The sequence below is a fragment of the Anaerotaenia torta genome, assembly GCF_050433395.1.
GTDB classification, from domain to species: domain Bacteria; phylum Bacillota; class Clostridia; order Lachnospirales; family Lachnospiraceae; genus Mobilitalea; species Mobilitalea torta.
Window position 1 is genome coordinate 246949 of sequence record NZ_JBNPXH010000008.1, and the last position, 11253, is coordinate 258201.

General features: G+C 46.8%; 12 protein-coding genes. 8 read left to right on the top strand and 4 right to left on the bottom strand.

Annotated elements, in window-relative coordinates:
• The first annotated feature begins 251 nt into the window (after positions 1–251).
• Together HNQ56_RS14620 and HNQ56_RS14625 are read left to right on the top strand one after the other, a co-directional pair.
• A complete protein-coding gene (locus HNQ56_RS14620) occupies positions 252–551 on the top strand; it encodes a TIGR04076 family protein (RefSeq protein WP_429147607.1) in 300 nt (99 codons plus the stop codon).
• Complete coding sequence (locus HNQ56_RS14625; RefSeq protein ID WP_429147608.1) at positions 544–1428, top strand: GNAT family N-acetyltransferase; 885 nt, start codon at positions 544–546, stop codon at positions 1426–1428. The genes HNQ56_RS14620 and HNQ56_RS14625 overlap by 8 nt, the downstream gene beginning before the upstream one ends.
• A gap of 211 nt (positions 1429–1639) precedes the next feature.
• Here HNQ56_RS14625 and HNQ56_RS14630 read toward each other — a convergent pair whose 3' ends face one another.
• The gene (locus tag HNQ56_RS14630; RefSeq protein ID WP_429147610.1) at positions 1640–3970 is read right to left on the bottom strand and encodes a glycoside hydrolase family 2 TIM barrel-domain containing protein; all 2331 of its coding nucleotides are present in this window, start codon (positions 3968–3970) and stop codon (positions 1640–1642) included.
• Between the two features lie 290 nt (positions 3971–4260).
• Between HNQ56_RS14630 and HNQ56_RS14635 the strand changes: the two genes are divergently transcribed.
• The 3 genes from HNQ56_RS14635 (at position 4261) to HNQ56_RS14645 (ending at position 5898) form a co-directional block, all read left to right on the top strand.
• Positions 4261–5097: an AraC family transcriptional regulator gene (locus HNQ56_RS14635; protein ID WP_429147613.1), complete on the top strand. Its 837-nt coding sequence runs from the start codon at positions 4261–4263 to the stop codon at positions 5095–5097.
• 67 nt (positions 5098–5164) lie between these two features.
• Complete coding sequence (locus tag HNQ56_RS14640; RefSeq protein WP_429147615.1) at positions 5165–5335, top strand: hypothetical protein; 171 nt, start codon at positions 5165–5167, stop codon at positions 5333–5335.
• Between the two features lie 275 nt (positions 5336–5610).
• A complete protein-coding gene (locus HNQ56_RS14645; RefSeq protein ID WP_429147618.1) occupies positions 5611–5898 on the top strand; it encodes a phage holin family protein in 288 nt (95 codons plus the stop codon).
• A 198-nt stretch (positions 5899–6096) separates the two neighbouring features.
• Here HNQ56_RS14645 and HNQ56_RS14650 read toward each other — a convergent pair whose 3' ends face one another.
• From HNQ56_RS14650 to HNQ56_RS14660, 3 genes are all read right to left on the bottom strand, one after another.
• On the bottom strand, positions 6097–6918 hold the full coding sequence (locus HNQ56_RS14650) for a helix-turn-helix domain-containing protein (RefSeq protein ID WP_429147621.1): 822 nt from the start codon (positions 6916–6918) through the stop codon (positions 6097–6099).
• 132 nt (positions 6919–7050) lie between these two features.
• Entirely contained in the window at positions 7051–7587 is a 537-nt protein-coding gene (locus HNQ56_RS14655; RefSeq protein ID WP_429147623.1) for a GNAT family N-acetyltransferase, read from the bottom strand.
• A 67-nt stretch (positions 7588–7654) separates the two neighbouring features.
• Positions 7655–8077, bottom strand: coding sequence for a GNAT family N-acetyltransferase (locus HNQ56_RS14660; RefSeq protein ID WP_429147626.1), 423 nt, complete (start codon positions 8075–8077; stop codon positions 7655–7657).
• 134 nt (positions 8078–8211) lie between these two features.
• Between HNQ56_RS14660 and HNQ56_RS14665 the strand changes: the two genes are divergently transcribed.
• From HNQ56_RS14665 to HNQ56_RS14675, 3 genes are all read left to right on the top strand, one after another.
• Complete coding sequence (locus tag HNQ56_RS14665) at positions 8212–8601, top strand: PfkB family carbohydrate kinase (protein ID WP_429147708.1); 390 nt, start codon at positions 8212–8214, stop codon at positions 8599–8601.
• A gap of 386 nt (positions 8602–8987) precedes the next feature.
• On the top strand, positions 8988–9932 hold the full coding sequence (locus HNQ56_RS14670; protein WP_429147629.1) for a family 43 glycosylhydrolase: 945 nt from the start codon (positions 8988–8990) through the stop codon (positions 9930–9932).
• Between the two features lie 237 nt (positions 9933–10169).
• Entirely contained in the window at positions 10170–11240 is a 1071-nt protein-coding gene (locus HNQ56_RS14675; protein WP_429147631.1) for a metallophosphoesterase family protein, read from the top strand.
• Positions 11241–11253 lie beyond the last annotated feature (13 nt).

Consider the following 11253-nt stretch of genomic DNA (forward strand, 5'->3'; position numbering starts at 1 on the left):
TTTAACATCCCATAATTGCCAGGTGCGGGCAATCATGGGAAGCCCGGTCTGCGCCAGATGCATACCGATGCACTCCTATTCGCCGCGTTAGTTTAACGAAGGATTTTGTCAATTGTATTATGCAGTGTTGAGATTAATACAGCATTGAGGAACCTTAAAAGGTATGGTAAAATCGAGGGAAATGAATGTATTAATATGCAGCAAAGTAGTCAGGACATATATTCGGATTTCATTATTGAAGGGATAACGGTATGAAAAGCTGGTACAAAGAAGAATATTCATTCAAAATCACTGTGGTTTCGGCAGGGGAGGACGGGCAGGCAACGAACTGCCGTAACGGTCATGAGCCCGGGGATACATATACCTGTGAATATGGTTGTCCCGCCGGATTTTGCTCAAAGTCGATGGCGAAGTTGTTTCCCTTAATGGAAGCCGTTCGTTCGGGAGGTGACTTGTCAAATCTATTGGCAGGAGCGTCAAAACACAGCGGAGAATTTATGTGCCCGGACGGTGTTGTGGGGTTTAGATTGGAGGCGTTGTGTAATGAATGAAAACAATGGAATGAAATATGTACGTATTCAGGGGCGTGAAACAGCATACCGGACAGGGATGCCGGTGGGTATTTTCACCGCTGTATGGCGTTTGAATCAGGCGGGCTTACTGACGGAGGAAGAAAAGGCGGTTTATCATGAGATAGATCAGGTATGGTTTCAAGAGAATCTGCCAAACCCTCCGTTTTACGGGGATGATAAACCGGGGAAGCCGATCACATGGTTTAAAACGGCCACAACGGGCTTCATGGTCGAAAAGCTCCGTCCGCTTATGGATATTCTTGAAAAATATGCGAAGCCCTATGATATGGTGTACACGAACTTTCCCGGCAGAATTGTTTATGAGGACGAATGGCAGGTTGCCGTATACAGCGACCATGCGCCCGGCCGGATCAGCCCCTTGTCGCTCAGCCATCTGCCCATGTATGCGGAGGTCATACGTCAGAGCTTTTCTACCGTAGCAAAGGAGTTTAACCTGACAAAGGAAAACTGCCCCGGGCATACCAGCTTCGTCACAGATGAAATGCTGGCGTCTAAATACCGGGACGGCTGTTACCCTTTGGGGTATTTTGCGGACGGAAAGCTGGTGGGTTATGTATCACTCATGGACAGGGGCAGCGGCGTATACGAAATGAATGCGGTATCCGTCCTGCCGGAATACCGTCATTTGAAGTATGGAAAGGCTTTGCTGGATTTCTGCAAGGAAAAGGTCAAAGAACTGGGCGGGAATAAAATTACCATAGGCATCATTGAAGAAAGTACTGTACTGAAAGAGTGGTATATGGCAAATGGGTTTATTCCCACGGGGACAAGGAAATTTGAGCATCTGCCGTTTATCGTGGGCTATCTGGAGTGGAACGCAGTTACAAAAGAATGAGTAAGCGGAGCTTCCTTAGGAGAAGCTTTCGATACACTGGGGCGGCTTCCTTCTCTCGAATGAGGCCGCCCCAGTGCTTTTAAAATAGTTTAAACCGTATAAGCAGAAGCGTGATGCATTAGAAAATAATTCTGATTCACAAAATGATTCATGAGAGAACGGGAAAGGAGCACCGTTACCACCGCCAGATCCAGGGCCGGTTCTGTGGTTTTTATTCTGCCCGCTGTTTTGACATAGGCATCGCAGCATGAATTACAAGCTGGGCAGGGCACATTCCTTCCGAAAATGCAGATAACTGCACACGGCCTTTTTCCCCCGTCAGCCGGATTACAGTGCTGACGCAGCCGTGGTACATATGCATCCAGTTCCTATCATAAGGCTCGCTGGAACAAAGATCTCCGTTATCCACAGCCAGAAGCTCTGCCGGTCCCGTCACCTGGAAGAGGACCTTGGAGCTTTCGCGGAACACCGGATTGCCCTCGCTGTCCACGGCTCGGACCGTGAACAGCTTTTCATAGCCCTCCTTCGCCTCCAGGCGGATTTCTTCCAGGTCAAAGCTAAGACGGCAGGCAGGCCCTGCTGTTTTCAGCGAATATTGGCAGACCTCGACTCCGCCCTTTAATCCTTTTACCGTTACGGTTCCCGGCAAATAGGGCAGATAGCCGGTGATCATCCGGTTGGGATAGGCAGAGGGGCTCTTTACATAAAGGGGCTTGCCGTTCAGCTCGACTCTCACCTCTTCACAGTTGGTTGCAACCATGTAGGGAAGAACTGTTTTGTTAAACTGAGGGAAATTCCAATGGCTTGCATATCTCGGAGCATCCCAATGCTCCTTCACCCCTTCATCCTGCAGGGAGTAGTCCAGGACGGCCAGATATACCATGGGCTTCTCTGTCCAGTAGCTCTGATAGAGATGGGCAAGGGGCTTGGGCTCATTGTTGGTCCAGAACAGGGAACCGGCCCAGCCTTTGGCGGGATATCCCATGGACTCGCCCAGGTAATCAATGCCGGTCCACAGCATTCCTCCGATGACGTAGTCATGCTTTTCCACATCCATCCAGGGAACCTCCTCGCTGAAGTTCTGTATCTGATCCGAATGCCCTCGGAAAAACTGGAAGGTCTCCGTTCCCAGGATCAGTTTATCCGGGATGGCCCGGTGTATCTCAGGATACCATTGCTCCTGGTAATTGCAGCAGATCACATCCACAAGCTCTGCAATTCTTCGAATCCGCTCCACTCGCTCCTCTAAATCATAAATCTCCGTATCACTGATTTCATCTACAAATTGCTGGATATCCTTTACCTTGGAAGCGTCTGTATTACTCTCATATTTGAAATGCGGGTTCATGGCATAGGAAACCGGCCTGGTATCATCCAGAGTCAGCAGATGTGTCTTGAGCATATCCAGTATCCTCAGCATGGACTCCTGGGCCTGGTTCTCCACCTCATTGCCCACACCCCACATAAAGATACAGGGGTGGTTCCGGTCTCTCCTTAACATGCATTCCAGATCATAGTTCCATTCCGTGTGAAAATACCTTCCATAGGCGCCGCCGGTCCATTTGTCAAAGGGCTCTTCGTACACAAGGAGGCCCAGCTCGTCACAGAGGTCCAGAAGCTCTGACGCGGGTATGTGGTGGGCGGTACGGATGGCGTTGCACCCTATTTTTTTGAATTGTAGCAGACGTTCCTTCCAGATCTCCGGGGGCACAGCCGTTCCCAGACAGCCCGCGTCCTGATGGATACAAAGGCCCTTTACTTTTATCTTCTCTCCGTTGAGGTACATTCCGCTGCCTGCAATCATTCTGACTTCCCTGACACCAATTCTCAGGCTATAGGTGTCCGCTTCCTGGCCGCTCTCCCAGAGAGAGAGCTCCAGATGGTATAAATGAGGATGGTCGGGGCTCCATAGCTTTACTTTCGGGATATTCATATGAAGCGTTCCATTCTCGGTTTCCCCTGTGATGCGCATGGTTTCATCATAGATACAGATCTTGACCGGGGAGGAGGTGCCGGTAAGGATGGTGATGTTTCCGGTATTGCCATGAATTGCTGTTTTTACTTGAAGCTCTTCCGGGTTAAGATGATTTTTGGGTAGTTCCAGCAGCTTAACGGTTCGATATATGCCTGCTCCCGAATACCAACGGTCTGCGGGGACCGCAGTATTATCCACCTTAACCAGAAGCTGATTATCACCCGGATGAACCAGGTTTGTGATATCCAGGGTGAAGCGGGAATATCCATATTTATGGCCGCCCGCTTCCCGGCCATTGACCCATACCGTACTGTTTTCATAAATTCCGTCAAATTCCAGGCAGTAAAGATAACCTGCCTTTATCTCCTCTAATACAAGGCTGCGCCGGTACCATCCGATTCCCCACCGATCCCGGAAGCCCTGGGGAGCGCCCTGCACCATGTCCCGGTTGACGGGGGCCGTGATGGCCCAATCGTGGGGAAGGTTAACCGGCTTGAAATTCTGCTCTGCAGGCTCCTTTAAGGTGAACTCCCAGCCATTCATCAGTTTTGTCTCTGTCCTGCCCATAATCTATCATTCTCCTTTTCGCACAGCTTCATCCTGCCAGGTACATACCCAATGATTGGTTTCGTATACATTGTAAATGAAGCGAGGTTATGTTATATTTATATTATATAGCGGTATAAAATACAGATCAATCTGACAATATTAAAGATAATATTAAAATATTAAGATAAGAAGATGCCGATGTATTGATACATTGAGACATTGGTGGGGTGAAATGTTAAGACCTGTATTTCAAAAAATATTACCTTAGCTTGGGATTCTCAGGTTAGTCAGAAAGGCTTGATAATGAAATGAGTAAAAGACTCTTTCCTATTGTTACAGAATCGGATAAGGAACTGCCATACTATCTGGTAGATGCCGGATTGAACTGGAACCAGGAGCACGTCCTCCGTCCCAATGGATACCTGTATCAATGGATTCAAGGGGTGAAGGGAGAGGGAGAATTGCTGACGGAAGGAAAAACCTTTCGGGTAAAGGAAGGCAATGCAATGCTCCTGTTCAAGGGTGCGCCCCATGAGTATTACGCTATAAGCTCCTCCTGGATTGTAAACTGGCTGGTCTTTGACGGCCATCAGGTGGAAGCTTTCTTAAGGAATGTGGCCGGAATTAAGGCATCCGGTGCTTTTTATGTGTCCAGACCGGATATTTTCTTATCGAAGATTTTGAATGTGATGGACATCGGGAAATCGGACTGCACATTAAAAAGCATTCAATACTCCAGTGTGATTTATTCTCTTCTTACGGATATCATGCAGTATGCCTCCGTCAATCCCAATCATAGCGCCGCCAGCCAGAATATCAGGCTTAAGCCCTTATTTGATTATATAGAACAGAACTTTGACAAAGTACTGACCCTGGAGGCTATGGCTGAGGTGGTTGAGATTACGCCGCAATACTTGTGTACGCTGTTCAAGAAGACTACAAATATAAGAATTTTTCAATATATTAACTCTGTTCGGATAAAAAAAAGCAAGGAATTCCTGCTGCAGAGCCCTCAGGCTCCTATAAAGGAGATCGCTTGCCTGGCTGGCTTCGAGGATGTGAACTATTATTGTTCGGTCTTTAAAAATCTGGAGCAGATCAGTCCCGGTCAGTTTCGGAAGATACAAAAGGCGGTAGACCAGTAAAGAATAGAAAGCATTAAGGCATGGAAGACATGGAAGGGTATTCAAATTCTTAATAGAGGAAGTAAGTATGTCGGATAAAACATTTTCACAAATTGGACTTGACCGGTCCATACCTCATATTGGTGTATTAATGGAGAAATATGATACAGAATCCTACCCCAAATTTGATCTTCCGCAAGGCTGCCGCTATGCAAAGTATAAACGGGGCTATGAAAAACAATGGGCAAAATTACAATAAGAGGTTGAGGAAACGGATACCCTTGAAGAGGCAGAATCCGCATTTAAGTGTGAATTCTTAGATGGGAAAAGCATGGATTGGATAAATCGAGAAAATGAGCATTTAGATTCTTAAGAAAATTAATTCCTATCAGGAGATGCTGAGATAAAATAAGGATAAGAACAGGAATGTCCGGCAGGGATGCTTCATAGGATATAGTAAACATGCTTTCATAAAGCAGGAATAGACAAGTCACTTGGGATGGAGCATATCTTTGCAGGAAAGGAGTTACTGACATGGAAGTGTTATCTCGTTATATTGTACTGGTGGTGCTGGCAATCTGCCTGTGCCTGGGGTATATCATCAAGCATAGCATATCATTCATCCCCAATAAATTTATACCGCTGATTCTTGCGGTGGTTGGAATTGTATTGAATGTGTGGATTAACGGCTGGACCTTTACGCCGGAGATATTGCTGGGCGGGCTGGCAAGCGGTCTCGCAAGTACGGGAACCTTTGAGATGGTGCGCAATATCATGAACAGCAAGGATGAAGCACAGGCCACCGCACCTGTACAAGAATAAAAAGGATACCTGGCAAAATTATATTTTGAAATGTTCTGCGCATAACGGACCTTGCTGCAGGCAGGCGGCAGTTCGGAATTATTCTTGACTCAGATGTTGACCATCTTAACCCAAATGGTCATGAGAACAGGCAGCAGTCCTGAATGATTTTGGACTGCCGCCTGTTCTGCGTCTGTATCAGCAGCTTCCGGGAATGTCTTACTGAATATAGCACTCCGTATTCCCTCTGGCTGCTTCGTTAATGACCTGGTTCAAGTTGGTAAATAATTCATGGTGGCGAACCTTAGAGCCTTCAATTTTGGTTCCGCCCACTCTCATGCTGACGGGAATCTCGGTTCCGTTATGCAGGATGGGCGTGTTGTTAAGGGCCAGGACCTTCCTGGCCAGCTGCTCCGCCTCCCGGGGATCGGTCAGGTCGGTGACCAGGGCGAACTGATCCCCGCCGATGCGGAACAGGAAGCAGCTGTCATCGGTGAGGGAATCCAGCCTCCTGAGACATTCCAGAATGGCCTTGTCTCCCGCCTCACGCCCATAATTTTCATTGATGGGCATCAGGCCCTTGATATCAAAGCCAAGGACATAGCTGTCCTTGCGGCTCTTTAACAAATCATATAATTCTGATAAATCAACCTTTCTTCTGCTCATAATCATACCTCCGTCATATTCGAATAGGATTCGGGGAAAGAGTCCCGAGAATCTCCACTGTTTCTTGAAGGCAGACGGGGAAGTGTCCCAGACCTTGGAAAATGCTCTTGTAAATACTTCGGGGGAATTATATTGATATTTATAAGCAATCTCTGTGATGCTCAGGCCGGTATTCAGGATATCGTGAGCGGCATGGGTCATGCGGCGCTTGGAGATATACTCCCTTAAGCCCATATGAAAGGCATAGGCAAAGAGCTTCTTCAGCCCCGACAGGGAAGAATAGCAGGAAGCAGCCACCTCCTCCAGGGTGAAGTCATTGCACAGATTTTCTTCAATATAATGAATGGCATCCGTAAGGATATAAAAGTTTTTCAAAGGATCACCTGCCTTGCTTCTCCCATAACCGGAATGGGAGAGGGATAACGGTACCGTATGATAATATCATAACACAGACCGAAGGCCCTTGCTTGATGATTTGTATACAAAAACCCGGAGGGAAGGGAACTCTTAGAGGGAGTCCTGCCATTCCTGGCGGGTCATGGAATAGCAGACCAGATCATGAATGGAGCCGTCATACAGCTTGGCACAGCGGCGAAGGGTGCCCTCATATTGGAAGCCGCATTTTTCAATAACCCTCCTGGAGCGGAGATTATGTGCATAATAATGAACAGTCAGCAATTGAATTCCAAGGGATTCGAAGGCAAAGGAAATGACCGCATGGCATGCCTCCGTCATGAGCCCCTGCCCCCAGTACTCATCGGAAAGCACATAGCCCAGCATCAATACTTCATTTGCAGAACGCAGACGGTCATGATGCAGTCCAATGGAGCCGATCAACTTGTTCTTCTCCTTAAGGACAATTGCCCATACCTCGTCCTCTTCCATAAAGCGGTCCAGTATCTTCCGGGATTCCTCCTTGTTGTTATGAGGCGGCCATCCTGCATTCGGGCCGACCTTCGGGCTTTTGGCATATTCATAGAAATCGTCCAAATCCTCCTCACAAAAGGTTCTTAATAATAAACGCTGTGTCTCCAAGGTCTTCATTAAATCGCCTCCATTTCCGCCGGAGAAAGTTACGTGCTGTCTGCGGCATTTTAAGTTAGGGCATTCATTAGCCTTTTTCTTTATGTATTATCTTCCTCATTCCAGCACCGCAATGTTCATTGGGAAGCTGTTTGAATCCCATTTTTTCATAAAAGGGCTCTTTTCCCTTTGCTGCAATCAGCTGAATACTGGCCCGGCTGCCGGCCGGCGTTTGACGATCTGCATAATCTACGATCCTTTTTATCAGCTCACTTCCGATACCCTTGCCCTGGTATTCCGGGATAACAATAACGTCTGCGATAATATAATACAGCCCGTCACCGATCAATCGCCCCATACCAATGACACGTTCCTTATCGATTGCAACAATGTCATACAAGCTTTTTTTCAGAGCTTGTATGGTCTGTTCCTGAGACAGGTTGTCCCAGCCAATACATTGTCTCAGGCTGAAATAATCTGCATATTGCAATGAATTTTCTTTATAAAGCATCCGTTTCCTCCCTTTCTATTTATTCTTAAAATAAAATATCTGGAAAATTTTCATACGTTATGTTATCACAGTTTTCCGCAGGAGTAAACAACGCTTTGCTGGCCAGCTCCTTATGATAGAGAATTTTTGGCCTGATCGATTACTTTATTCCAAATGAAACGGAATGTGAGTTCTATACAGGAAAGAAAATCGAATCAATCCATGATGCAATGGATTGTGTGAAGCTGCTGCAAGAGAAGAAAATAGCAGCGCCAATCATAACCTTAGGCGGAAATGGAGCGGTTTTTGGAGATGGAGATCAAATCATACATGTTCCTGTACCAAAAGTGAAGGCGATAGACACAACAGCCGCAGGGGATTCTTTTGTAGCAGCATTTGCGGTTGCTGTTACCGAGGGTAAATCAATGACGGAAGCGGTTCGGTTCGCGTCATGTGCAGGCTCCATAACAGTTACCAGAAAAGGGGCTCAGACCTCGCTTCCCATACGGGAGGAGGTAGAAGCGGCCTATCCTGCCAAGGCATGACCTTCCGTATAAATCGGGGCGGCTGCCGCAAAGGGGCTGTTTGATTTGGAACGGGAGACAACCGCAGTCTTCCATTAGGATTCTTATAAATTGCCGGTATATCCGGCATCGTGGATAATCCACGATTTGTTTTAGTTCTAATTGGTATTCTGGCATAAAAAGCCTCTTACTTATTTCCTCTTCCGGAACCTCAAGGATTTTAACCAGGCTGCGTATGGACTTTCCCTTTAAGATAACGGAAGACAGAACCTTCTGCAATATTGACAGAGGTACTTTTTCCGGAACCACGCCATGAACGGCAAAGGGATATTTTCTTGCTAATTTGAGAGAATATCCGGTATAATGGGTAAAGAGCTTTATAATATATTGCCGAGGGGAGAATTACAATGAGAATTGAAAACGGTAAGACGTGGTATGATACAGATGGAAATGTACTGCATGCCCACGGAGGTTTTATGTTATATGAAAACGGCATTTATTATTGGTATGGAGAGAACCGGCTGGACAATATCTATGTCAGCTGCTATGCCTCCAGGGATTTATCGAAATGGGAGTTCAGAAATCATATACTTACAACGGAATCCAGGACGGAAGAAATAAGGGTCCGGACCAATCTTGCCCTGAAGAATGATAAGGGCGGAAAGGTCAATTTGGAAAGACCTAAGGTTCTCTATAATGCAGAAATCAAAAAATATGTGTTATGGGTACATTATGAAAACGGCAAAAATTATCATGCGGCGGCAGCGGCTATTGCGACCTGCGACACGCCGGACGGTGATTTTATTTATCATGGAAGCTTTAATCCCTTTGGAGAGATGTCAAGGGACTGCACCCTGTATCAGGACGATAGCGGAGCTGCTTATTTCCTGTCGGCGGCAAGGGATAATGCGGATATGCATGTTTACCGGCTGCAAAGTGATTTTCTCAATGTGGACAGCCTGGTGAACCGCTTATGGCCGGGGGAGTACAGGGAAGCTCCGGCAGTGGTAAAGAAGGACAACACCTGCTATATGTTCTCCTCTTACTGCACCGGGTGGGCACCCAACCAGTGTAAATATGCAACAGCAGAAAGCCTGGAGGGATGCTTTAGCAGATTACATGAAATCGGAGATGAGATTACCTACGGCTCCCAGCCTGCTTTTATTATAAAGCTTACGGGAACAGAGCAAACATCCTATCTCTATATCGGAGATCGCTGGGATGGCGAGGATTATTTTAATTCTACCTATATTTTTCTGCCAATCATCTTTAAGGAGGATGGCAGCCCAGAGTTGAATTATTATCCCGCCATTGAAATTAATACAGAGACCGGCGTTATTTGTCCGGCATAAAAAATAGTAGGAGATATCCATGTTAAACAAAGGTTTTGATTTATAAGCATTTTACTATAAAAACACCTTGAATGGCATACAAAGACATTCAGGGTGTTTTTTGTGTCCGGAGAGTATATGGGAAATCAGAATGAATGTTCGGCTGCAAGCTTGCGGTTTCTATAAATCTTGTGTATAATATTCAAAAGAAGCAGATTAGTCCATAAATGTGAACAAAAACAGGAGGTTGAAAAGCCTATGAAATTTATACATATAGCGGATGTTCATCTGGGTGCCGCCCCGGATTCCGGTATGCCCTGGGGACCCCGGCGGGAGAAGGAGATCTGGGACAGCTTCCAGGATATGATAAGGATTTGCAACGAGGAGAAGGCGGATCTGCTGCTAATTGCCGGAGATCTGTTCCATCGCCAGCCCCTGGTGAGGGAGCTGAAGGAGGTTAACTATATTCTTGGCAGGCTTGAGACAGCCCAGGCACTGATCATGGCAGGCAACCATGACTACATCGGGGCCAGATCCAATTATCAGAGCTTTGAATGGAATGAGAGAGTCCATTTTTATATGGAGGATACACTGGAAATAAAGGAGTTTGACGAGCTGGGCACAGAGGTATACGGTCTCAGCTATCGGAGCAGGGATATTTACGAAGGGCTTTATGACAAAGCAAGGCCCCGCGAGAACGATCGGATTCATCTGCTCCTGGCCCATGGAGGCGATGAGAGGAATATACCGGTTAACCGCAGAAGGCTGGCAGAGCTGGGATATGATTATATTGCCCTGGGGCATATTCATAAGCCGGAGCTGATTACGGACAGGATAGCATATTGCGGTTCGCTGGAGCCATTGGACAAGAACGAGGTTGGCGAGCGGGGCTATATTCTCGGTGAGATCGGCCTGGGAGAGGACGGCAGGCGCTATACCCGGATCCAATTTGTACCTCACAGCGTGAGGCAATATGTAAGGTGCATCCTTACGGTGAATCAGGAGGCTACCAACGGCTCACTGACGGATCTGGCAAGGAGCCGGATAGCGGAGCTGGGGAAGAATCATATATATTCCTTTGTGATTCAGGGAATAAGGGATGAAAGCATTCATTTTGATAAAGAGGCTCTCCGGTCACTGGGCAATATATTGGAGATTGAGGACCAGTCGGTGCCTGACTATGATTTTGATGCACTTTACCGTGATAATCAGGATAATGTAATTGGTTTGTTTATCCGTAAGATTCGTGAGAGTGCCGGACAGGACGCGGTTGCCAATAAGGCGCTTTATTATGGAATCGAGGCACTGCTGGGTGCCAGAGAACAATAGAAGGGTTGGTTAG